19 protein-coding genes are annotated in these 21,706 nt (G+C 70.5%); 8 read left to right on the top strand and 11 right to left on the bottom strand.

Annotation, left to right across the window (positions count from 1 at the left end; translation table 11 throughout):
• Positions 1-39: 39 nt before the first annotated feature.
• On the bottom strand, positions 40-1,866 hold the full coding sequence (locus tag G7Z13_RS18050) for an acyl-CoA dehydrogenase (protein WP_166000591.1): 1,827 nt from the start codon (positions 1,864-1,866) through the stop codon (positions 40-42).
• Between the two features lie 162 nt (positions 1,867-2,028).
• Here G7Z13_RS18050 and G7Z13_RS18055 point away from each other — a divergent pair, with 162 nt between their 5' ends.
• A complete protein-coding gene (locus G7Z13_RS18055) occupies positions 2,029-2,502 on the top strand; it encodes an SseB family protein (RefSeq protein WP_166000593.1) in 474 nt (157 codons plus the stop codon).
• Positions 2,503-2,635: 133 nt separating this feature from the next.
• On the top strand, positions 2,636-3,562 hold the full coding sequence (locus G7Z13_RS18060) for a Bro-N domain-containing protein (protein ID WP_166000595.1): 927 nt from the start codon (positions 2,636-2,638) through the stop codon (positions 3,560-3,562).
• 81 nt (positions 3,563-3,643) lie between these two features.
• Here G7Z13_RS18060 and G7Z13_RS18065 read toward each other — a convergent pair whose 3' ends face one another.
• Positions 3,644-4,621 (bottom strand): pirin family protein, encoded by a 978-nt coding sequence (locus tag G7Z13_RS18065; protein ID WP_166000597.1) that lies wholly within the window; start codon positions 4,619-4,621, stop codon positions 3,644-3,646.
• A 120-nt stretch (positions 4,622-4,741) separates the two neighbouring features.
• Positions 4,742-5,197 carry a hypothetical protein gene (locus tag G7Z13_RS18070; protein ID WP_240926254.1) on the bottom strand — a complete coding sequence of 152 codons (456 nt, stop codon included), beginning with the start codon at positions 5,195-5,197 and terminating at the stop codon, positions 4,742-4,744.
• Between the two features lie 225 nt (positions 5,198-5,422).
• Here G7Z13_RS18070 and G7Z13_RS18075 point away from each other — a divergent pair, with 225 nt between their 5' ends.
• Positions 5,423-6,469 carry an AI-2E family transporter gene (locus tag G7Z13_RS18075; protein WP_166000599.1) on the top strand — a complete coding sequence of 349 codons (1,047 nt, stop codon included), beginning with the start codon at positions 5,423-5,425 and terminating at the stop codon, positions 6,467-6,469.
• Here the strand turns inward: G7Z13_RS18075 and G7Z13_RS18080 are convergent.
• Entirely contained in the window at positions 6,439-8,565 is a 2,127-nt protein-coding gene (locus G7Z13_RS18080; RefSeq protein ID WP_166000600.1) for a SpoIIE family protein phosphatase, read from the bottom strand. The genes G7Z13_RS18075 and G7Z13_RS18080 overlap by 31 nt on opposite strands.
• Before the next feature lie 172 nt (positions 8,566-8,737).
• Here G7Z13_RS18080 and aspS point away from each other — a divergent pair, with 172 nt between their 5' ends.
• Positions 8,738-10,501: an aspartate--tRNA ligase gene (gene aspS, locus G7Z13_RS18085; protein ID WP_166000602.1), complete on the top strand. Its 1,764-nt coding sequence runs from the start codon at positions 8,738-8,740 to the stop codon at positions 10,499-10,501.
• 224 nt (positions 10,502-10,725) lie between these two features.
• Here aspS and G7Z13_RS18090 read toward each other — a convergent pair whose 3' ends face one another.
• The 3 genes from G7Z13_RS18090 to G7Z13_RS18100 all read right to left on the bottom strand — a co-directional run bounded on the left by G7Z13_RS18090 (position 10,726) and on the right by G7Z13_RS18100 (position 12,685).
• Positions 10,726-11,085: a hypothetical protein gene (locus tag G7Z13_RS18090; protein WP_206313220.1), complete on the bottom strand. Its 360-nt coding sequence runs from the start codon at positions 11,083-11,085 to the stop codon at positions 10,726-10,728.
• A 50-nt stretch (positions 11,086-11,135) separates the two neighbouring features.
• Complete coding sequence (locus G7Z13_RS18095; RefSeq protein WP_166000604.1) at positions 11,136-11,981, bottom strand: helix-turn-helix domain-containing protein; 846 nt, start codon at positions 11,979-11,981, stop codon at positions 11,136-11,138.
• 149 nt (positions 11,982-12,130) lie between these two features.
• The gene (locus tag G7Z13_RS18100) at positions 12,131-12,685 is read right to left on the bottom strand and encodes an ATP-binding protein (protein WP_240926508.1); all 555 of its coding nucleotides are present in this window, start codon (positions 12,683-12,685) and stop codon (positions 12,131-12,133) included.
• Positions 12,686-12,831: 146 nt separating this feature from the next.
• On the opposite strand from G7Z13_RS18100, the gene G7Z13_RS18105 reads away from it, so the two are divergent.
• The 3 genes from G7Z13_RS18105 to G7Z13_RS18115 are packed head-to-tail and all read left to right on the top strand — an operon-like array spanning position 12,832 to position 14,125.
• Complete coding sequence (locus G7Z13_RS18105; protein ID WP_166000608.1) at positions 12,832-13,707, top strand: helix-turn-helix transcriptional regulator; 876 nt, start codon at positions 12,832-12,834, stop codon at positions 13,705-13,707.
• Positions 13,704-13,919 carry a DUF397 domain-containing protein gene (locus G7Z13_RS18110; RefSeq protein ID WP_166000610.1) on the top strand — a complete coding sequence of 72 codons (216 nt, stop codon included), beginning with the start codon at positions 13,704-13,706 and terminating at the stop codon, positions 13,917-13,919. The genes G7Z13_RS18105 and G7Z13_RS18110 overlap by 4 nt, the downstream gene beginning before the upstream one ends.
• Positions 13,916-14,125 (top strand): DUF397 domain-containing protein, encoded by a 210-nt coding sequence (locus G7Z13_RS18115; RefSeq protein ID WP_166000611.1) that lies wholly within the window; start codon positions 13,916-13,918, stop codon positions 14,123-14,125. The genes G7Z13_RS18110 and G7Z13_RS18115 overlap by 4 nt, the downstream gene beginning before the upstream one ends.
• Positions 14,126-14,148: 23 nt before the next feature.
• On the opposite strand, the gene G7Z13_RS18120 is transcribed toward G7Z13_RS18115, so the two are convergent.
• The 4 genes from G7Z13_RS18120 to G7Z13_RS18135 form a co-directional block, all read right to left on the bottom strand.
• Positions 14,149-14,514, bottom strand: a complete 366-nt coding sequence (locus G7Z13_RS18120) for a PH domain-containing protein (RefSeq protein ID WP_166000613.1) — start codon at positions 14,512-14,514, stop codon at positions 14,149-14,151.
• A gap of 82 nt (positions 14,515-14,596) precedes the next feature.
• Positions 14,597-15,295, bottom strand: coding sequence for a hypothetical protein (locus G7Z13_RS18125; RefSeq protein ID WP_166000615.1), 699 nt, complete (start codon positions 15,293-15,295; stop codon positions 14,597-14,599).
• Positions 15,296-15,380: 85 nt separating this feature from the next.
• The gene (metG, locus tag G7Z13_RS18130; RefSeq protein ID WP_166000617.1) at positions 15,381-17,096 is read right to left on the bottom strand and encodes a methionine--tRNA ligase; all 1,716 of its coding nucleotides are present in this window, start codon (positions 17,094-17,096) and stop codon (positions 15,381-15,383) included.
• Between the two features lie 135 nt (positions 17,097-17,231).
• On the bottom strand, positions 17,232-19,094 hold the full coding sequence (locus G7Z13_RS18135; protein ID WP_166000619.1) for a VWA domain-containing protein: 1,863 nt from the start codon (positions 19,092-19,094) through the stop codon (positions 17,232-17,234).
• A gap of 242 nt (positions 19,095-19,336) precedes the next feature.
• Between G7Z13_RS18135 and G7Z13_RS18140 the strand changes: the two genes are divergently transcribed.
• Positions 19,337-21,403, top strand: coding sequence for a PhoX family protein (locus G7Z13_RS18140; RefSeq protein ID WP_240926255.1), 2,067 nt, complete (start codon positions 19,337-19,339; stop codon positions 21,401-21,403).
• Positions 21,404-21,706 lie beyond the last annotated feature (303 nt).

The following is a 21,706-nucleotide window of genomic DNA, read 5'->3' on the forward strand; positions in this document are numbered from 1 at the left end:
GGGCGGGCCGCCGGCGTGATCAGCGGGCAACGAGCCGGATCAGAACGCGGACTCGTCCAGCTCCATCAGCTCCAGGTCGACGTTCTCGGAGACCTTGCGGGCCAGCGTGACGCCCGGCAGGACGTTGGCCGCGAAGAACTTCGCCGCCGCGATCTTGCCCTCGTAGAACGCCTTGTCCTTGGCGGAGGCGGACTCCAGCTTCTCGGCGGCGATGGCGGCGCCCTTGAGCAGCAGGTAGCCGACGACCACGTCACCGGAGGCCATCAGCAGGCGGGTGGTGTTCAGGCCCACCTTGTAGATGTTCTTGACGTCCTGCTCGGTGGCCGCGAGGTCGTTCAGCATCAGGCCGACGATGGCCTCCAGCTCGACGGCGGCCTTCGCCAGGTGCTCGCGGGCGCCGGCCAGCGTCTCGCCGCCCGTGCCGAGGGCGAGGAACTTCTTGATGTCCTCGGCGAGCGAGTTCAGCGCGGCGCCCTGGTTGCGGACGATCTTCCGGAAGAAGAAGTCCTGGCCCTGGATCGCCGTGGTGCCCTCGTACAGGGTGTCGATCTTGGAGTCCCGGATGTACTGCTCGATCGGGTACTCCTGCAGGAAGCCGGAGCCGCCGAAGGTCTGGAGCGACTGGGCGAGCAGCTCGTAGGCCTTCTCGGAGCCGTAGCCCTTGACGATCGGCAGGAGCAGGTCGTTCAGGGCGTGGTCGGCGGTGGCGTCCTCGCCGTTGGCCTCCTTGATCTGGATGGCGTCCTGGATCGAGGCGGTGTACATCACCAGGGCGCGCATGCCCTCCGCGTACGCCTTCTGCGTCATGAGCGAGCGGCGCACGTCCGGGTGGTGGGTGATGGTGACCTTGGGCGCGGTCTTGTCCATGAAGTTGGCGAGATCCGGGCCCTGGACGCGCTCCTTGGCGTACTCCAGCGCGTTCAGGTAGCCGGTGGACAGCGTGGAGATCGCCTTCGTGCCGACCATCATGCGGGCGAACTCGATGATGCGGAACATCTGGCGGATGCCGTCGTGCTTGTCGCCGATCAGCCAGCCCTTGGCGGGGTGCTTGTCGCCGAAGGTCATCTCGCACGTGTTGGACGCCTTCAGGCCCATCTTGTGCTCGACGTTCGTGGCGTAGACGCCGTTGCGCTCGCCCAGCTCGCCGGTCTCGAAGTCGAAGAGGTACTTCGGGACGAGGAAGAGGGACAGGCCCTTGGTGCCGGGGCCGGCGCCCTCGGGGCGGGCGAGCACGTAGTGGAGGATGTTCTCCGACATGTCGTGCTCACCGGACGTGATGAACCGCTTCACGCCCTCGATGTGCCAGGAGCCGTCCTCCTGCTGGACCGCCTTGGTGCGGCCCGCGCCCACGTCCGAGCCGGCGTCCGGCTCGGTGAGGACCATGGTGGAGCCCCACTGCTTCTCGACGGCGATCTTGGCGATGTGCTTCTGGACCTCGTTGCCCTCCTCGAAGAGGATGCCGGCGAACGCGGGGCCCGAGGAGTACATCCACACGGCCGGGTTGGCGCCCAGGATCAGCTCGGCGTAGGCCCAGATCAGGGAGCGGGGCGAGGTGGTGCCGCCGATCTCCTCGGGCAGGCCGAGACGCCAGTACTCGGAGTCCATGAAGGCCTGGTAGCTCTTCTTGAAGGACGCGGGGACCGGGGCGGTGTTCGTCTCCGGGTCGAAGACGGGCGGGTTGCGGTCGGCGTCGGCGAAGGACGCGGCCAGCTCGTTCTCGGAGAGGCGGGTCAGCTCCTCCAGGACGCTCTTGGCGGTCTCGACGTCCATCTCCTCGAACGGGCCGGTGCCGTACACCTTGTCGCGCCCGAGTACTTCGAAGAGGTTGAACTCGATGTCGCGGAGATTCGACTTGTAGTGCCCCATGGCGACGGCTCCGTAGAGAGAGATCGGCGAGGCACTGACTCCTCGCGCCTAGTTCACGTACCAACAAGTAGCTACGATGATGCTACCCGTCAGTAATAAGGCGCAACCCCGATCCGGCCATCTGTGACCCAGCCCTCGGTGACGGTCGATACCCTTGCCTGCATGTACGGCTACGACCAGAGCGCCGGAGCGCAGCAGCAGTACGCCCCGCCGCAGCAGCAGATGCCCGGCGCCGGGGGCTACGGGCAGCAGCCGCCGCTGTACCCGGAGCCGTCCCCGCCCTCCCTGGCCGACGCGGTCCGCTCCTTCACCACCGGACAGATGACCGCCGAGGACTTCCAGCAGATCTTCGCCACGTCCAAGGTCTACTGCCCCCGCGGCGACACCCCCGGCTTCCTCGCCCTGCACAACACCCAGCAGCCGGTGATCCCCATGTTCACCTCGCTGAAGGAGCTGCGCCGCTACGCGGGCAAGGAGTCCAAGTACTTCGTCATCACCGGCGCCGAGGTCATCGACCTCCTCCCCACCGGCTACGGCTTCGTCCTCGACATGGAGGGCGAACACCGGATCGTCTTCGACGCGAAGGCGGTGGAGGAGATGGTGGACTTCGCGATGCGGCGGATGTACGGGGGCTGAGGGGGAACGGGGCGCCCGGCTTGCGGGCCGTCCTGCAGAATCGTTGCTTTTGTTCCCTATCGGGTGAACATGCTTGCTATCGGCGCGCGTCCTGTTGCCTCCTCCCTAGCTTCCGGGGCGGAGGTGATGCTCGATGTACGAGCAGAACAACACCCCGTCGGACGAGCCGACGGTACGTAAGCAGGACGCGATCGACGTCAACGACTTCGTGTTCGGCGCCACGGGGGCGCGGGTGCGGAGGCTGACCTTGCCGGACGGGACGCACTGGTTCCCGGCGGTGGATGTGTGCAAGCACCTGGGCTACGCGCACGTGGGCTCCGCTCTGAGGAACGTCGCCGACGCGGAGAACTTCGGATCGGCCGAGAGTGTGCTTCAGAGGCACTCTCTCAGCATTCCCGCAGGTCGAGAGTGGCGCCGAGACATGAATCTCGTCAATCTCCAAGGTCTGATCCGCTTGGTCAACGGCTGCACCAAACGAGAGTGTGAGCCCTTCAAGGCCTGGGTCTCCGAGGTGATCGCCACCATCCAGCGCGACGGTTCCTACGCCCTCGAGCCGGCCGCCGTACAGCCCGCCCCCACCGGCGGCACCGCCTACGCCATGCCCCAGCAGGTCGCCGACGCGATCGTCCGGCTGGAGGAGCGGAACATCCGGGCGGACGAGGCCCTGCTGGCGTGCCGGCGGGAGCAGACCGGTCTGCTGCGGCAAATGACCCGGAGCCAGGAAATGATCGCGGAGGCGCTTCAGGGCATCGCCGAGTCGCTCCGGTCGTCGGCCGGCGAGCGCGGCGGGGCCGTCGAGCGGACTCTGACCGCTCAGGAGCTTCTGAGCAAGTGGAGGGCGAAGAACCTCGTCGTCACCGACGACATCCATGCCGTCGCCGCCTACCTGGCTCCGGCGCTGGTCCGCGGTGGGGCGAGTCATCGGGTGGAGGAGATCGCCGCCCGTACGGGTCTGTCGCACGACCGGGTGCACGACTGTCTGCGGATGTTGCTGAAGCGCGGGTGCGTGCGTCAGGCGGGATGCACGGAGGACGGGGCGCCGGTGTACGTGCTGCCGTAGTGGAGTAGACCCGAAGAGAAAGGCCCGAAGCCGCAAAACGAGGTTGCGGCTTCGGGCCTTCTCGTACCCTAGCGGTTCTTCTCAGGCCCCCGGGCCTTCTTCCGTCATCCCGTGGACCGCCGGGATCGTGCCGAGGCGGCCCTTCTGGAAGTCCTCGAACGCCTGCATCAGCTCGTCCTTGGTGTTCATGACGAAGGGGCCGTAGTGGGCCATGGGCTCGCGGATGGGGCGGCCGCCGAGGAGGACGACCTCGAGGTCGGGGGTGTGGGAGTCCTGCCGTTCGTCCGCGCGGACGGTCAGGGAGGAGCCGGTGCCGAAGACGGCGGTCTGGCCCATGCGGACCGGGCGGCGCTCGGCGCCGACCGCGCCCTTGCCCGCGAGGACGTACGCCAGGCCGTTGAAGTCCTCCCGCCAGGGCAGGGTGATCTCCGCGCCGGGCGCCAGCGTGGCGTGGATCATCGTGATCGGGGTGTGGGTGATGCCGGGGCCCTCGTGGCCGTCCAGCTCGCCGGCGATGACGCGGAGCAGCGCGCCGCCGTCGGGGGAGGTCAGCAGCTGGACGCTGCCCGCGCGGATGTCCTGGTAGCGCGGGGCCATCATCTTGTCCTTGGCCGGGAGGTTCACCCACAGCTGGAGGCCGTGGAAGAGGCCGCCCGAGACGACCAGGTGCTCCGGCGGCGCCTCGATGTGCAGCAGGCCGGAGCCGGCCGTCATCCACTGGGTGTCGCCGTTGGTGATGGTGCCGCCACCGCCGTGGCTGTCCTGGTGGTCGAAGGTCCCGTCGATGATGTAGGTGACGGTCTCGAAGCCGCGGTGGGGGTGCCAGGGGGTGCCCTTGGGCTCGCCCGGCGCGTACTCCACCTCGCCCATCTGGTCCATCATGATGAACGGGTCGAGGTGGCGGTAGTTGATCCCGGCGAACGCGCGGCGCACCGGGAAGCCCTCGCCCTCGAAGCCGCTGGGCGCGGTGGTGACGGCGAGCACGGGACGTGCCACGGCGTCGGCGGGTGCGGTCACGCGGGGCAGCGTCAACGGGTTCTCGACGGTCACAGCGGGCATGGTCGGTTCCTCCTCGGGCGACGTGCGTCCCACTTTAGTTGAGCGTTGAACTTTCTGCCACCTGTAACGGAGGAAGCCCGGAGGGCATTCCCTCCGGGCTTCCGGGTGGCGCGGCCGGCCTCAGAACCGCTGGTTGGTGAGGACCGCGTTGCCGTAGACGTCATAGACCGAGGCGTACCCCTGCTCGGAGTCCTTCCACGCGGCGAAGGCGTCGGCTATCGCGGCGGCGGCCGCCCGCGGGTCCTTCACCGGGGTCTTCCCGCCGTTGATGTCCGTGGAGATGTAGGCGTTGCCGTTGTGTTCGTTCCACTCGCCGAGGATGCGGTCCACGCGCCCGGCGGCCCGTTTCTGCCGCTCGTCTCCGTGCTTCGCGACCCAGGAGCGGAACTCCCGGGCGTTCTTCTTCCACTGCGCCTCGTTCGTGTCCTCGGGCAGCTTCTCCACCACGCCGATCTTGTCGGGCGTGGCGGTCTGCTCGGTGCTGCACGCTGCCGTGCCGGCCAGCAGAACGGCGGCACTCAGCGCGAGGGCGCAGCGAGCCGGCGACCCGATGGCCGCGGTGGCGCGTAGACGCACGAGAAACCCCCGTCCGGTGCCCGGCGGTCTGGTCAGGACGGGCCGGTTCACTCGCAAGAGTGATCGAATCGGACGGAAATGTAACACGCCCGCATGGTGAGACGTGTAGGTGGTTTTCGGTCAAGATCACTTCGGAGTGGGGGTCGTGCGGCGGCGTCTGACGGGCTGTCACCCGTCCGCCGCTCCGGACGGGACAGCGTGAGCGGGCCGTGCTCCGCTGGAGGGGTGCAGCTGCTTCCGCTTCCCGTCCGCCGGCTCGCCGCCTGGTGTGCTGTCGTGTTGCTGGTGGCGGGGGTGGTGTACGTCGGTATCCGGTTGTGCGTGGAGTTCCGTACGGCCGTCGTGCCCGTGCTGCTCGCCATGCTCGGGACCGCGTTGCTGGGGCCGTTGCACCGGCGGCTGGTCAAGGCGCGGGTGAACCGGTCGGTGGCGGCCGGGCTGACCTGTGTCGCCGTGGTGGCCGTGGTCGGCGGGGCGGTGTACATCGTCGTCGCCGCGCTCATCGACAGCGGCGACCAGATCGTCACCTCGCTGCGGCGGGCCGCGCAGGACCTCGCCCGGCACTTCGGGGCCGCCGGCACCTCGCTGGACGACCTCGCCGCCAACGCCCGGGAGCTGCTGGGCAAGTTCGGCGGGACGGCCGCCTCCGGGGTGATCAGCGGGGTGAGCGTGGTCGGCGAGACCATCGCCATGGCCGTGCTCGCGCTGCTGCTGGTCTTCTTCTTCCTGCGCGACTCCCACCTCGCCGCCGGCACCCTGCGCGCCCTCTCCCCGCACGCCACCGCCGACACCGTCGTCGCCATCGCGCGCCGCGCCTACCAGGCCGTCGAGGGCTTCATGCGGGGCACCACCCTGATCGCGCTGATCGACGCGGTCCTCATCACCGTGGGTCTGCTCGTCCTCGACGTCCCCGGCGCGGCCGGGCTCGGCGCGCTGGTGTTCGTCGGCGCCTACATCCCCTACCTCGGCGCCTTCATCTCCGGCGCGGTCGCCGTGCTGGTCGCCCTCGCCGACCGGGGGTTCGTGATCGCGCTGTGGGCGCTGGGCGTGGTCCTCGCCGTACAGGTGCTGGAGGGGCACGTGCTCCAGCCGGTGATCCAGAGCCGTACGGTGCAGATGCACCCGGCGGTGGTGATGGTGACGATCACCGCGGGCGCGTCGGTCGCCGGGATCCTCGGCATGCTGCTCGCCGTACCGCTCACGGCGGCCGCGTTCGGCGTCGTCCACGAGCTGCGCCGGCGCTACGCCGCGTCGGTCCCCTCGGACTCGTAGAACTCGAACCAGGTGCTCTTGCCCTCGCCGCGCGGATCGACGCCCCACGCGTGCGCCAGCAGCTCGATCAGCATCAGACCGCGCCCGGAGGACGCCAGCTCCCCGGGCCGGCGCTTGTGCGGCAGGTCGTCGCTGGCGTCGGTGACCTCCACCCGCATCCGCCGGTCGCCGCCCTCCCCGGTGACCTCGGCGACCAGCAGCGCGTCGGTGTCGGTGTGCACCAGGACGTTGGTCAGCGTCTCGGACAGCAGCAGCACCGCCGAGTCGACCTGGTCGGCCGACGCCCAGTCGTGCAGCAGCTCGCGCAGCAGCCGGCGGGCGACCGCGATCCGCTCCGGCTCGGCCTGCGCGACGGTCAGCATGGTCCGCCGCACCGACGGCCGGACGGCGGCGGTGGCCCCGTGCCCGCGGCCGTCGCCGTGCCGGCACAGCAGCAGTACGGCGATGTCGTCCTCGCGGCGGTCGGCGAACGGGCCGGTGGTGTGGTGCGACGACGGGCCGTGCACCGCCTGCACCAGGGCGTCGGCCAGCTCCTCCAGGCCGCCGTCGTGCTGCTCCAGGATGGCCCGGATGCGCTTCCAGCCGGTCTCCAGGTCGTGGCCGCCGGTCTCGATCAGACCGTCGGTGCAGATCATCATGGTCTCGCCGGGCTCCAGGGCGAGCCGGGTGGTGGGGTAGTCGGCGTCCGGGTCGATGCCGAGCGGCAGCCCGCCGGCCGTGGGCCGGGTCAGGACCGTGCCGTCGGCCATCCGCACCGCCGGGTCGGGATGCCCGGCGCGGGCGATCTCCAGCACCCCGGACGGCGGATCCACCTCGACGTACAGACAGGTCGCGAAGCGCAGCTCGCCCGGGTCGTCGGCGCCCGCGCACATGCCGTGCAGGAACCGGGAGGCCCGCGAGAGCACCGCGTCGGGGCGGTGCCCCTCGGAGGCGTACGCGCGCAGGGCTATGCGCAACTGCCCCATCAGCCCGGCAGCCCGCACGTCGTGCCCCTGCACATCCCCGATGACCAGCGCGAACCGCCCCGACGGCAGCGGGATCATGTCGTACCAGTCGCCGCCGACCTGGAGCCCGCCGCCGGTCGGCACATAGCGGGCGGCCACGCTCATGCCGGGGATGTCCGGGCCCAGCGTCGGCAGCATCGAGCGCTGGAGGCCGTCGGTCAGCTCCCGCTGGGTCTCGGCGGCGCCCGCGCGGGACAGCGCCTGGGCGAGCATCCGGGCGACGGTGGTCAGCACCGACCGCTCGTCCGGGGTGAACCGCACCGGGTAGGAGAACGCGGCCATCCAGGCGCCCATCGTGCGCCCGGCCACGATCAGCGGCAGGAACGCCCACGAGCGGCGGCCGAACTGCCGGGCGAGCGGCCAGGTGAGCGGATAGCGCTCCTTGTACTGCTCGGGCGAGGACAGATACACCGCGCGGCCGGTGCGCACCACCTCGGCCGCCGGATAGTCGGTGTCCAGCGCCAGGTGGGTGAAGGGGCCCTCGTCGCCGGGGTCGTGCCCGTGGTGGCCGATGATCGTCAGCCGGTCGCCCTCCACGCCGAACACGGCCAGCCCGTCCGGCGAGAACCCCGGCATCGCCAGCCCGGCCGCGACCCGCAGCACCTCCTCCGTGGACCGCGCCTCGGCCAGCGCCCGGCCCGCGTCCAGCAGGAACGCCTCGCGGGAGCGCCGCCAGTCGCCGGTGACCGCGTTGCGGCCGGCGGGGGTGCCCGGCGAGGGCTCGGTGACCTCCTGGAGGGTGCCGATCAGCTCGTAGGCCCGTCTCACCGGGTCGAAGGACGGCTTCATCCGGCTGCGGGTCATCCGCACGACCCGGCCGCGGTCGTCCATGATCCGCACCCGCACCTCGGCCAGGGTGCCCTCGGCGGCGGCCAGGCCGACGACGCTGACGATCTCGTTCCAGTCGACCGGGTGCAGCCGGGAGCGCACCTGCGCCTCGGTGAGGGTGGCCGGTTTTGGGGGCAGCCCGAGCAGCCGGGCGGCCTCGGCGTCCACCGTGACCAAGCTTGTGTCCGTGTCCCACTGCCACGTGCCGGTCGCGAGGGCGGCGAGGACCTGCCCCACGGCGGGCAGGGGCTCACCAGTGCGCATTGCCCCACTTTAAGAAAAGGTGATCGAACGATGCCACTGATGAGGTACGCCGGTATCCGCCCGTGATCGCACGACAATCCCGGCGGGGCGATCTTGGTATGGCCGGTACCCTGGGAAAGTCCGGGCACCGGGCCCCGGAGATTCCCGATCCGCGAAGACTGGATGAACGACGATGCATCGGTACAGGTCCCACACCTGCGGCGAGCTCCGCGCCTCTGACGTCGGCACCGACGTCCGGCTGAGTGGCTGGCTGCACAATCGGCGCGACCTGGGCGGCATCCTCTTCATCGATCTGCGCGACCACTACGGCATCACGCAGCTGGTCGCCCGTCCCGGCACCGCCGCGTACGAGGCGCTGGACAAGGTCTCCAAGGAGTCCACGGTCCGGGTCGACGGCACGGTGGTTTCACGTGGAACCGAGAACGTGAACCCGGACCTGCCCACCGGTGAGGTCGAGGTCGAGGTCCGCGAGGTGGAGCTGCTGGGCGCCGCCGCCCCGCTGCCCTTCACCATCAACACCGAGGACGGCGTCAACGAGGAGCGCCGCCTGGAGTACCGCTTCCTCGACCTGCGCCGCGAGCGCATGCACCGCAACATCATGCTGCGCACCGCGGTCATCTCCGCCATCCGGCACAAGATGACGGCGCTGGGCTTCAACGAGATGGCGACGCCGATCCTGTCCGCGACCTCCCCCGAGGGCGCCCGCGACTTCGTCGTCCCCTCCCGTCTGCACCCGGGCAAGTTCTACGCCCTGCCGCAGGCCCCGCAGCAGTTCAAGCAGCTGCTGATGATCTCCGGCTTCGACCGCTACTTCCAGATCGCGCCCTGCTTCCGCGACGAGGACGCCCGCGCCGACCGCTCGCCGGGCGAGTTCTACCAGCTCGACATCGAGATGAGCTTCGTCGAGCAGGAGGACGTCTTCCAGCCCGTCGAGAAGCTGATGACCGAGCTGTTCGAGGAGTTCGGCGGCGGCCGTCACGTCACCTCGCCGTTCCCGCGGATCCCGTTCCGCGAGGCGATGCTGAAGTACGGCTCCGACAAGCCGGACCTGCGCGCCAAGCTCGAACTCGTCGACATCACCGACATCTTCGAGGGCTCGGAGTTCAAGGCGTTCGCCGGCAAGCACGTGCGCGCCCTGCCCGTCCCGGCCGTCCAGGACCAGCCCCGCAAGTTCTTCGACCAGCTCGGCGAGTTCGCGGTCACCCTCGGTGCCAAGGGCCTGGCCTGGGTCCGCGTCGGCGAGGACGGCAAGCTGTCCGGCCCGATCGCCAAGTTCCTCACCGAGGAGAACGTCAAGGTCCTCACCGAGCGCCTCGGTCTGGAGGCCGGTCACGCCGTGTTCTTCGGCGCGGGCGAGTTCGACGAGGTCTCGAAGATCATGGGCGCGGTCCGCGTCGAGGCCGCCAAGCGCGCCGGCCACTTCGAGGAGGGCGTCTTCCGCTTCTGCTGGATCGTCGACTTCCCGATGTACGAGAAGGACGAGGAGACCGGCGCGATCGACTTCTCGCACAACCCGTTCTCCATGCCGCAGGGCGGCCTGGAGGCCCTGGAGACCCAGGACCCGCTGGACATCCTGGGCTGGCAGTACGACATCGTCTGCAACGGTGTCGAGCTGTCCTCCGGCGCGATCCGGAACCACGACCCGGAGATCATGCTGAAGGCCTTCGAGATCGCGGGCTACGACCGGGAGACCGTCGAGGAGAAGTTCGCCGGCATGCTGCGCGCCTTCCGCTTCGGCGCCCCGCCGCACGGCGGCATCGCCCCCGGCGTCGACCGCATCGTCATGCTCCTCGCCGACGAGCCTAACATCCGCGAGACCATCGCCTTCCCGCTCAACGGCAACGCCCAGGACCTGATGATGGGCGCGCCGACCGAGCTGGAGGAGGCCCGGCTGAAGGAGCTGCACCTCTCGGTGCGCAAGCCGCAGCCCAAGTAGGCGGCCGTAACGCGAAGGGCGCCCGGGAGACCCCGGGCGCCCTTCGCGTTGTCCGCTCCCGTTGGTGCGGCCAGAGCCGCTCGGCGGTGGTCGCCGAGCGGCCGGTCTCAGAACCCGAGGGGCACTGACCAGCTCGTCCGCTCTTGCTTCCACCTGGGCGAGGAAGTCGGCGGGTGCCGTACGCGCGGCTTCCTCCGCGCCGAAGACGTACTCCCATGTCCAGCTCAACCGCGTACTGCCTTCATGGCTTCGTCCAGTACGGCGGCCAGCTCCCGAAGAGCTTGTTCTGCGAGGCCGGGATCCTCATCTTCGAGCATGCTCTGCGCGCGCTCGAAGCGGGCGGACAGACCAGGGCGGCGGGTGATCTCGATGTCTCTGGCCCAACGGAGAACCCAGCTCTGGACAGGGCTCACGGACTGCCACTCGACCGCCTTGGCGAACGCCTCGTCCTTCGTGGCCTGCATCTCGGCGAGGCGGCCCGGGGCCACGACGGCGAGTGCGGCACGCAGGGCGTCGGGCGTCTGCTCGGGGCGGGCGATCAGCTCGCGTCCGCGGTCGGGCAGTGTGCTCGTGGTGTCCTCCAGGAGTACTCCTGCCAGGGTTTCCGGCGCGGGCAGGCCGAGTGTCTGTGTCTTCACGCGGCCTCGCTGTGCTCGCTTCGGCAGTCGCGGCAGCGGCCGGGGGACGGCGCACGGAAGGCGCGGTCGCAGCCGTCGCAGGTCTGGAGGGGGTGGCGGCGCTCGGGAACCGGTGAGGCCGGGGGCCGCAGCGGCGGCGGGGGCGGCAACTGGGCGGCCAGGCGGGCCAGGGGTTCGTTCGGCAGGTTCGCGGTCAGGGCGTGCCGTACGGCGGTCGGGGTGAGGTCGCGTTCCAGCCAGGCGGCGACGCCCGGGGCGAGGTGCTCGGCGTCGGTGGCGGACAGGAGCAGGCGCGGGTCGTGGCGGCGCAGTCCGGCGAGGACGTCGACGGCTGTCCGGAGGAGGGCGGGGGAGGGGTACGACGGCTGGGGGACGGCGGGCAGGCGCTTGCGTGGCGCGGGCTCGTCGGTGGCCGTGCGCCGGGTGGTGGTCCTTCGGGCAGGTGTCTCCCGGGTGGCGCGGTGGCCGGGCCGGTTGCACGAGATCGTGCGGGTGACGATCCGGCCGGTGGGCGTGCGCTCGCGGCTGCGGCGCAGGTAGCCGTGCGTTTCGAGTTCCCGCAGCGCGGCGGCGATCCGGGTGGGGCCCTCGGGGAAGCGGGCGGCGAGGGTCTTGATGTCGACGGCGGTGCCCGGCCGCACCGACTGGATGTAGCAGGCCAATCCGATGGCGAGCAGCGACAGCTCCGGGTGCTGGGCCAGGTCGTTGCCGATCACCGTGAAGTTCTCGGTGTGGCGGACGTGGTCGTGGACGACGCCGGCGGTTCGGTGCCCGTCGGGGTGGTTTTTCGCCGGGATACGGGACTGGACGCGCGCGGGCACGCTACGGTTTTCGGTATCCATCGGGGAGGCCCTATCTTCCTCGGTGGTCAGGCCCTCGCACTGGGAATGCCAGTCCCGGCGAGGGCCGTTTCATGTCTGGGGTTGTCGTGTGCTGCTGACGCTGAGCGTAGGGCAGGCAACCGGTCCCAAATCCAGCCCAGTTGGCATATTCACTCGCGGGAGTGAGCCTGCCCTGCGGGAGGGAGGGGTGGGGCTTGGCGGGGTTCTTTCTCCTCAGTGGGTGGTTCCTGGGGAGCGCAGGTCCGGCCGGAGCGTGGGCCGTCGTGTTCCGGTGGTAGCGGTGCGGCGAGGGTGAGTTCGGCCCAGACCGTCTTGCGGGGTGGCAGGCAGGGGGTGACTCCCCAGCGGTCGGCGAGGGCCGCTACGAGGGTCAGGCCGCGGCCCGACTCCTCGATGGGACCGGCGGACCGGCGCCGCGGAAGCCGGTCACCGCGCGTGTCCGTCACCTCGATGCGGAGGGTCCGGCCGACGACGTAGAGCAGGAGCCGGAAGCTCCGGCCGGGGACGCGGCCGTGGGTTGCCGCGTTGTTCGCCAGCTCGGCCACGATGAGCTGCGCCGGGTCCAAGGGCAGGCCCCACGTCCGCAGTTGTTCCGTGGCGAGCAGGCGGGCGAGGCGGGCGCCTCGGGGCGTGGCAGACAGCAGCACGCTGAAGTTGCGGACAGGGCCGCCGGGTTGGGGAAGTTGCCGATTCACATCACTCAGCGTGGCCGGATGCGCCTACCGTGAGGAGTGACGTCGCGGTTGCGTACGGTGACTGTCCGGTCCTTGTCCGGTGGTGTCCGGGCTTGTCGGGGCGGTGCGCACGGGTAGGGCGTCGCTGGCACGAGGCGGTACGACGGAGGGCGCGCATGTCGGTGGACGGCGAGGTTCGGCGGCTGAGGACCGAGGCTGACGAGCCGGGGTGGGAGGTGGACCCGGACGACGAGTGGGGCGTGGCCGTAGTGGCCACCGTGGGACGGCAGTTGAAGCTCCGGCGCGAGGCCGTGGGGATGCGGGCCGGTGACTTCGGGAAGGCCGTCGGGTACGGCGAGGACCTCGTCTACAAGATCGAGAGCGGCAAGCGGATTCCTCGGCCGGAGTATCTGGACAAGGCGGACGAGGTGCTGGGGGCGGGCGGGTTGCTTGCCGCGATGAAGGAGGACGTGGCGAAGGTCCGGTACCCGAAGAAGGTGCGGGACCTGGCGCAGATGGAGGCGAAGGCTGTTGAGATCGGCCTGTACGAGTGCAACATCATCTCCGGTCTGTTGCAGACGCGGGAGCATGCACATGCCGTCATCGGGGCGGCACAGCCGCCGTATTCCCCGGATGACGTGGAACGCATGGTCACGGCTCGAGTGGCTCGACAGTCGGTATTCGAACGGGACCCATTGCCCGCGCTCAGTTTCGTCCTGGAAGAGGGCGTGCTGAGGCGCCCCATCGGGGGCAGAATGGTGTGGCGTCAGCAGCTCGAACGGCTGCTGGAAGTAGGACAACTGCGCAACGTCGTCCTCCAGGTGATGCCGATGAACTGCGACACTCACTCCGGACTGGACGGGCGAATCGAGTTGCTCAAGTTCGCGGACGGTACGGCGGTAGGTCGCTCCGACGGTGTGTGCAACGGCCGCCCTGTGCATGATCCTCGGCACCTGCGCATTCTCGAACTGCGGTATGGCACCATCCGGGCTCAGGCGCTCTCGCCCCGGGAGTCGCTGACCCTCATCGAGCAACTGCTGGGAGAAACATGATCCGCAAGGCGACTGCTGGGGAAACCTCCGAACTGGCCTGGTTCAAGAGCAGTTACAGCGGCGGCAACGACGGTGAATCCTGCGTCGAGGTCGCCACCGTTCCCGGCATCGTCCACGTGCGTGATTCCAAGTTCGAGGACGCCGGTCCTCGTCTCGCTGTCGCGTCGGAGACGTGGGCGGGCTTCATCGGGCAACTGCTGGGAGAAACGTGATCCGCGAGGCCTCTGCCGGCGACGGCTGCGAACCGGCCTGGTTCAAGAGCAGCTACAGCGACGGCAACGAAGGCGATTCCTGCGTCGAGGTCGCCACCACTTCCGGCGCCGTCCACGTCCGTGATTCCAAGTTCGAGGACGCCGGTCCCCGTCTCGCCCTCGCGGCGGAGACGTGGGCGGGCTTCCTGGCCTACTGCGGCCGGTAGCCCGCCCCTCGACTGACCGTGCCCTATCGGGCCACGAACTGGGTGAGGATGGCCTGCACCTCGTAGATGTCGACGCCCTTGGTGAAGGTCTTGGTGATCGGCATCTGGGCGCCGGAGAGCCAGATCTTCAGCTCGGCGTCGAGGTCGAAGGTGCCGGCGGTCTCCACCGCGAAGTGGGTGATGCTGCGGTACGGGACGGAGTGGTACTCCACCTTCTTGCCGGTGATGCCCTGCTTGTCGACCAGGATCAGGCGGCGGTCGGTGAACAGGATGGTGTCGCGGATCAGCAGGTACGCGGCGTGCACCTGCTCCCCCTGGCCCAGCAGCCGGGCGTAGTCCTGCGTCGCCTGGGCCGGGTCGATGGCGTGCGCGTTGCCGAAAAGAGCCATGTCAGTGGTCCCCCCACTCGGTAGTGATCTTCGGGCAATCTACCCGTCGGGTGGCTCGTTCGCACCGGTTCGAACGTCCGGATCACGTACCGGTCGTGTCACCGTCGATCGTGTCCGGGGAGGCGCCGTCCTCCAGCAGGCGCTCCGCGATGTCGTCGGACCACGCCTGGGCCCAGGCCCGCAGGCCGCCGATCTCCGTCTCTGGCAGGCCGTACGTGGTGAAGGCGCCGTCCGGATACCAGTCGGTGCCGGTCAGCCGGGACTGGAGGGTCGGCAGGTCGAACGGGTCGTGGGCGTGGCGGCGGCCCAGTTCCTCCAGGTCGGGGAAGCTGTAGCGGGCCGCGGCGGCGCGGGCGTCGAGCAGGTCGACGGCCGCGCCCCGGTCGTACAGCGCGCGGATCTTGGTGCCGACGGCGTCGTCCAGGGCGAGCGTGGGGCCGTACTCCGTGCGGACCGGGGGCTGCCAGAACACCTCCCTGTGGAGGGCGAGTTCGCAGGGCTCGTCCGTCTCCGGGGCGGTGGCCGTGAGCTGCGCCGACAGCGGGGTGACGGTGTGCACGGCGACCTCCCGGCCCAGGGAGCGCAGCGCCGCCGCGACCTCGCCGGCGACGCGGTCCATCGGCTCGGGGCTCTCGGTCGCGACGTCGACGTTGGCGTGCGGGCGGTGCAGCAGACCGTGCGCCTCCAGGGCGTACCCGCCCGCCAGGACGAGCGGGAAGGGGCCGCCTGCGGCGACGGCGTCGGCGATGAGCCCGCGGTGCGGGACGGCAAGGTTCCTCACGGGTCCTGCACTCTGCCAGAGACCGTGCCGGGGCGGGCTCAGCCGCGCCGCCGCCGGGAGCGGGGCGCGGCGGTGGGCCCGGCGGCTACTGCGGCTCGCCGCCGAAGCGCTCCTTGTAGTCGGCCAGGTCGTCGTCCGTCAGCTTGGCGAACAGGACCGGGGGCACCGTGAAGGGGGTGCCGGCCGGGACGGAGGCCAGGGACTTCGCCTCGTCCTCGGTGACCCAGGTGGCCGCGTCGTCCGCGAGGCGGAACGCGGCGCGCATGGCGGCCGAGGTGGCCGGGATGAACGGCTCGGAGACCACCGCGTAGAGGTGGATGAGGTTCATCGCGGTGCGCAGGGTCAGCGCGGCGCCGTCCTTGTCCGTCTTGATCTCCAGCCAGGGGGCCTTCTCCTCCAGGTAGGAGTTGCCCGCGGACCACAGGGCGCGCAGCGCCGCGGCGGCCTTGCGGAACTGGAGGGCCTCCATCTGCTGCTCGTACTCGGCGAGCAGGCGGGCGATCTCCTCGCCCAGGCGGGCCTCCGCCTCGCCGGGCGCGCCGCCCGCCGGGACCTCCTCGCCGAAGCGCTTCTTGGAGAAGGACAGCACCCGGTTGACGAAGTTGCCGAGGGTGTCGGCGAGGTCCTTGTTGACGGTGGCGGTGAAGTGCTCCCAGGTGAACGAGGAGTCGTCCGACTCGGGGGCGTTGGCGATGAGGAAGTAGCGCCAGTAGTCCGCCGGGAGGATCTCCAGGGCCTGGTCGGTGAAGACACCGCGCTTCTGGCTGGTGGAGAACTTGCCGCCGTAGTACGTCAGCCAGTTGAAGGCCTTGACGTAGTCGACCTTCTTCCACGGCTCGCGCACGCCCAGCTCGGTGGCCGGGAACATCACGGTGTGGAAGGGGACGTTGTCCTTCGCCATGAACTCGGTGTAGCGGACGGTGTCGTCCGCCTCGTACCACCAGGACTTCCAGTCCCGGTTCTCCGGGTCCTGGTCCGCCCACTCCTTCGTCGCGCCGATGTACTCGATCGGGGCGTCGAACCAGACGTAGAAGACCTTGCCCTCGGCCGCCAGCTCCGGCCAGGTGTCGGCCGGGACCGGGACGCCCCAGTCCAGGTCGCGGGTGATGGCGCGGTCGTGGAGGCCCTCGTTCAGCCACTTGCGGGCGATGGAGGAGGCCAGCTGCGGCCAGTCGTCCTCGTGGCGGGCGACCCAGGCCTCGACCTCGTGCTGGAGCTTGGACTGCAGGAGGAACAGGTGCTTGGTCTCCCGCACCTCCAGGTCGGTGCTGCCGGAGATCGCCGAGCGCGGGTTCAGCAGGTCCGTGGGGTCGAGGACGCGGGTGCAGTTCTCGCACTGGTCGCCGCGGGCCTTGTCGTAGCCGCAATGGGGGCAGGTGCCCTCGACGTAGCGGTCCGGGAGGAAGCGGTGGTCGGCCGGGCTGTAGACCTGGCGGATCGCCCGCTCCTCGATGAAGCCGTTCTCGTGCAGCTTGCGGGCGAAGTGCTGGGTGATCTCGACGTTCTGCGGGCTGGAGCTGCGGCCGAAGTAGTCGAACGCGAGTGCGAAGCCGTCGTAGACGGCCTTCTGGGCGTCGTGGGCCTGGGCGCAGAACTCCGCGACCGGCAGGCCCTGCTCCTTCGCCGCCAGCTCGGCGGGGGTGCCGTGCTCGTCCGTCGCGCAGATGTAGAGGACGTCGTGACCGCGCTGGCGGAGGTACCGGGCGTACACGTCCGCCGGGAGCATGGACCCCACCATGTTGCCCAGGTGCTTGATCCCGTTGATGTAGGGAAGGGCGCTCGTGATGAGGTGTCGAGCCATGGCTTGGCTGCTCCCGGGTCGGTTGTTTACGAACCTTGAAATCGTAGCCGAGACGGGTGGGCCGCCCGCTTCCCGTTCTGAGGGGTGGGAAGGGGCGGCCGTCCTCGGCTGTGCGGTGATCTTCCGGGGCTTCCCCTACGGGCGCCAGTCCGCCAGTACGCCCTCGTAGACCTCGGTGTCCGTCAGCTCGCGCGGGGTCGGGCCCGCGTGGAAGAAGGACGTGTTGCCGGTCTTCAGCTTGCGGAGGTAGTCGAAGGCCTTGTTGTCGTGCTCACCGAAGGCGACGAAGGTGAAGTGGACGTGGGGGTGGGTCTCGGCGGCGGAGGCGAGGGCCTGGGTGGCGGGGGTCTTCGCGTCCGGGGCGCCGTCGGTCTGGAAGATCACCAGGGCGGGCGTGTCCGGGCCGGCGGTCTTGTCGTGGTGGGCGAGGACGTCCTCGACGGCGACGTGGTAGCTCGTACGCCCCATGCGGCCGAGGGCGGCGTGCAGCTCGTCGATCTTGTTCTCGTGGTCGGAGAGGGTGAGTTCGCCGGTGCCGTCCAGCTCCGTGGAGAAGAAGGTGACGTGGACCGTGGCCTCGGGGTCGAGGTGGGCCGCGAGGGCGAGGGTCTGCTCCGCGAGGGCCTGGGCCGAGCCGTCCTTGTAGTACGGGCGCATGGAGGCGGAGCGGTCGAGGACGAGGTGGATCTTGGCTCGGGTGCCGGTGAGGTCGGTCTTCTTGAGGGCCTTCGCGGCGGCCTTGTAGGCGGTGGTGAGGCCGGGGGCGCGGGATTTGAGGCGGGGGAGGGTGAGGGCGGGGCCCTGCGGGGCGGGGCCCTGCGGGGCTTGGTCGGTGTTTGCGGCCTCGGCTTCGCCTTCGGCCGGTGTGGTGTTCCCACCCGCACCACCCGTGCGGGATGCGTCGTCGGCTGCGGGTGGCCCCTGTGGGGCGGACTCGCCGTCGGCGGCTGCCGACTGGGGGGCGCTGCCCGCCTGCGGCTCCGCCTCGGCCTCGGGCTCCTCAGTCTGCGGCTGTGCGTCGGCCTTCGCCTCGGTCTCCGACTCGGCCTGCGCCTCGGCCTGCGGCTGTGCGTCGGGCTTCGCCTCGGCCTGCGGCTCGGGCTTCGTGTCGTCGGCAGTCTTGGCCTGCGGCTCGGCTTGCGGCTTCGCCTCGGGTGTGGCCTCGGGCTGCGGGGTCGACTCGGACGCGGTGTGCGGCTGGGCTTCCGTTTCGGGGGCGGCCTGGGGCTGCGGGTCGGCCGGGGCCTCGGTCTGCGGGGTCGGCTCTGCCTCCGGTCGCGCATCGGCGGCCGGGTCCGTTTCGCCGGACTGCTCGGACTCGGGCTTCGGTTCCGTTTCGGTCTTCGCCTGGGACTCGGCCGCCGTCTTCACCTCGGACTCGGTCTCTGCCTTCGGCTGGGTCTCTGCCTCCGCCGCCGTCTCCGGCTTCGGCTGGTTCTCTGCCTGCGGCTCGGGCTCCGGCTCCTGCTGGGGCTCCGGCTCAGCCCTGGTTTCTGCCTTCGGCTCGGGCTGCGGCTTCGCCTCGGGGTTCGCCTTCGCTTCGCTGGCCGGTTCCGCTTCGGGCTTCGCCGTGGCCTCGGCCGCCGTCTCCGGCTGCGCCTCGGTGTCCGTCTGCCCCTCGGGCTCCGGCTCAGCCCCGGTCTCTGCCTTCGGCTCGGTCTCCGGCTTTGGCTCGGGGTTGGCCTTCGGCTCGGGGGCCTGCTGAGTTTCGGGCTCCGTGTTTTCCTCGGGGCGGGTCGGGCGGGGGACCGTCACGTTGTCGAAGGCGGCGGCTACCAGGTCGTGTGCCTCGGGCGTGGCGGCGCGGGGCTCCGGGACGCTCGGGGCGTCCTCGGTCGGGGTGCGACCGGGCGTGGGGGCGTCCTCCGTCGGGGTGGGGTGGGGCGCGGGGGTGGCCTCGGGGGTGGAGGGGTGCTGGGTGGGGGCATCCTCCGGGGTGGCCTGCTGTGGCTTGCGGGATCGGCCGAATGCGTTCCGCAGGAGAGTGAGAATGCCCATGTGCGCAACCCTTCGATGTGAGTTGGAGCCCGTCAATCCCTGGCCAGGACGGACACGTAAGGTTAGCGGGCTCGGAGGACGATCTTGAGGGGTGTCAAGGGCCCTTCGGGACAGAGCGGGCAACTTCGGGACAGCTACCGTGGGTTCACTCCGCGTTCACGTACAGGCCCCGTAACCGCACGGACGTGCGCTTAGCGTCCCTGGCGCTGGACACATGGGGAAGCCAGGGGAGAAAAATCATCGTGCGTCGCATCACGCTGCCCATCATCAGAAGCTCGTCCGACTCGCACCCGGGTGGCCGGTCCGCGCTGACCTGCCGTTTCCGGTGTGGTGACGCCTGCTTCCACGAGGTTCCGAACACCACCTCCAACCCGTACGTCGGCGACGTCATCGCCGGCGCCCTCAGCCGCCGTACCGTGATGCGCGCCGCCGCCGTCGTGACCGCGACCGCCGCGGCCGGTGCCTCCGCCGTGGCCGGCGGGGCCGCGCCGGCCGCCGCCGCGCCCGCGGAGAAGGGCGGCAAGGCGAAGGGCGCGCGCGGGCTGCGGTTCGCGCCCGTCGCGCCCAACACCGCCGACGTCGTCACCGTCCCGGACGGGTACACGCAGAACGTCGTGATCCGCTGGGGCGAGCCCATCCTGCGCGGTGCGCCCGCCTTCGACCCGGACAAGCAGACGGCGAAGGCGCAGGCCGGGCAGTTCGGGTACAACAACGACTTCCTCGCGCTGCTGCCGCTGCCCCACGAGCACGGGCGGCAGATCCTCGTCGCCAACCACGAGTACACCGACGAGGTGCTGATGTTCCGGAGCTACGACCCGGAGAACCCCACCCGTGAGCAGGTCGAGATCGCCTGGGCCGCACACGGCCTGTCGGCCGTCGTCGTGCAGGAGGAGCGGCGCACCGGGAAGCTCGTCCCCGTGCCCCGGCACCCGCTGAACCGGCGCGTCACCGCCACCACCGAGTTCCGGCTGACGGGCCCCGTCGCCGGCTCCGACCTGGTGAAGACCTCCGCCGACCCGTCCGGCACCAAGGTGCTCGGCACGCTCAACAACTGCTCCGGCGGCACCACCCCGTGGGGCACCACGCTGCACGGCGAGGAGAACTTCAACCAGTACTTCGCCAACGCCACCCGCGCCACCGACAAGCGGTACGGGCTCGGCTCCGGCGCCACCGAGCGCAAGTGGGAGCGTTTCGACAAGCGGTTCGACGTCGCACAGGAGCCGAACGAGCCCCACCGGTTCGGGTACGTCGTCGAGCTGGACCCGTACGACCCCACCTCCACGCCCCGCAAGCACACCGCGCTCGGCCGGTTCAAGCACGAGGGCGCCACGGTCCGCCTGACGGAGGACGGCCGGCCCGTCGTCTACTCCGGTGACGACGAGCGGTTCGACTACTTCTACAAGTTCGTCGGCTCCAAGCGGATGAAGAAGGGCACGAGCCGCGCCGTCCGCGAGCACAACCTGTCGCTGCTCGACGAGGGCACCCTCTACGTCGCCAAGCTCACCGGCGACTCCCCCGCCATCGAGATCGACGGGACGGGCAAGCTGCCCGCCGACGGCGAGTTCGACGGCAGCGGCGAGTGGATCCCGCTGGCCACCGCCACCGCGGACGGTGCCGTGTCGCACGTGGACGGCATGACCGCCGAGGAGGTCTTCGTCTTCACGCGCCTCGCCGGTGACAAGGTCGGCGCCACGAAGATGGACCGGCCCGAGGACATCGAGCCGAACCCGCACACCGGCAAGGTGTACGTCGCCCTCACCAACAACAGCAACCGCGGCAAGGCCGGGTACGCGGCCGCCGACGAGGCCAATCCGCGCAACTCCAACAAGCACGGCCAGGTGCTGGAGCTGACCGAGCGCTGGAACCGGGCCGACAGCAGGAAGTTCGCCTGGTCGCTGTTCCTCGTCGCCGGTGACCCCGACGACCCCGCCACCTACTTCGCCGGGTTCCCGAAGGACCAGGTCAGCCCGATCTCCTGCCCGGACAACGTGGCCTTCGACCGGTACGGCAACCTGTGGATCTCCACCGACGGCAACCAGCTCGGCTCGCACGACGGCCTGTTCGGCGTGGCCACGCGAGGCGAGCGGCGCGGTGAGCTGAAGCAGTTCGCGACCATGCCGAACGGCGCGGAGACCTGCGGTCCGGTGATCCAGCGGCGGCGGGTGCTGGTGGCCGTGCAGCACCCGGGCGAGGTCGACGGGGCGAGCGTGGAGAAGCCGGCGTCCGCCTGGCCCGACGGGCCCGGCAAGATCGTCCGGCCCGCCGTGGTGGCGATCTGGCGCGAGGACGGCTCCGACATCGGCATCTGAGCCGGGTCCGAGAGGCGGATGGGGCGGCACCCGGTCGGTGCCCGCCCCGGCCCGGCCGTGCGGGGTCCGGTCGATGTTCGCCGCCCGCCCCGGGCCCGACCCGGCCTCTGCGGCGTCCGTCGGTGTCCGCCCCGGCTCGGCCGAGCGGCGTCCGTCAGGGTCCGCTCCGGCCCGGCCCGTCCCGCCGCGTGCGGCGCCCCGTCGCACGTGCCCCGCAGGCCCCCCGGGCGCGGGGCCCGCGGCTCTCGGCGCGGCGCCCCCCCTCGGCGCGGCGCCCCCCCGGCGCGGTGGCGCCTGGGCGGA

The organism is Streptomyces sp. JB150, from assembly GCF_011193355.1.
Classification (GTDB): Bacteria; Actinomycetota; Actinomycetes; order Streptomycetales; family Streptomycetaceae; genus Streptomyces.

What these genes read in the sequence shown, in the direction of transcription:
- G7Z13_RS18050 (WP_166000591.1), bottom strand. Translation starts at nt 1,866, where the DNA reads ATGGGGCACTACAAGTCGAATCTCCGCGACATCGAGTTCAACCTCTTC.
- G7Z13_RS18055 (WP_166000593.1), top strand. Translation starts at nt 2,029, where the DNA reads ATGTACGGCTACGACCAGAGCGCCGGAGCGCAGCAGCAGTACGCCCCG.
- G7Z13_RS18060 (WP_166000595.1), top strand. Translation starts at nt 2,636, where the DNA reads ATGTACGAGCAGAACAACACCCCGTCGGACGAGCCGACGGTACGTAAG.
- G7Z13_RS18065 (WP_166000597.1), bottom strand. Translation starts at nt 4,621, where the DNA reads ATGCCCGCTGTGACCGTCGAGAACCCGTTGACGCTGCCCCGCGTGACC.
- G7Z13_RS18080 (WP_166000600.1), bottom strand. Translation starts at nt 8,565, where the DNA reads ATGCGCACTGGTGAGCCCCTGCCCGCCGTGGGGCAGGTCCTCGCCGCC.
- aspS (WP_166000602.1), top strand. Translation starts at nt 8,738, where the DNA reads ATGCATCGGTACAGGTCCCACACCTGCGGCGAGCTCCGCGCCTCTGAC.
- G7Z13_RS18095 (WP_166000604.1), bottom strand. Translation starts at nt 11,981, where the DNA reads ATGGATACCGAAAACCGTAGCGTGCCCGCGCGCGTCCAGTCCCGTATC.
- G7Z13_RS18105 (WP_166000608.1), top strand. Translation starts at nt 12,832, where the DNA reads ATGTCGGTGGACGGCGAGGTTCGGCGGCTGAGGACCGAGGCTGACGAG.
- G7Z13_RS18110 (WP_166000610.1), top strand. Translation starts at nt 13,704, where the DNA reads ATGATCCGCAAGGCGACTGCTGGGGAAACCTCCGAACTGGCCTGGTTC.
- G7Z13_RS18120 (WP_166000613.1), bottom strand. Translation starts at nt 14,514, where the DNA reads ATGGCTCTTTTCGGCAACGCGCACGCCATCGACCCGGCCCAGGCGACG.
- metG (WP_166000617.1), bottom strand. Translation starts at nt 17,096, where the DNA reads ATGGCTCGACACCTCATCACGAGCGCCCTTCCCTACATCAACGGGATC.
- G7Z13_RS18135 (WP_166000619.1), bottom strand. Translation starts at nt 19,094, where the DNA reads ATGGGCATTCTCACTCTCCTGCGGAACGCATTCGGCCGATCCCGCAAG.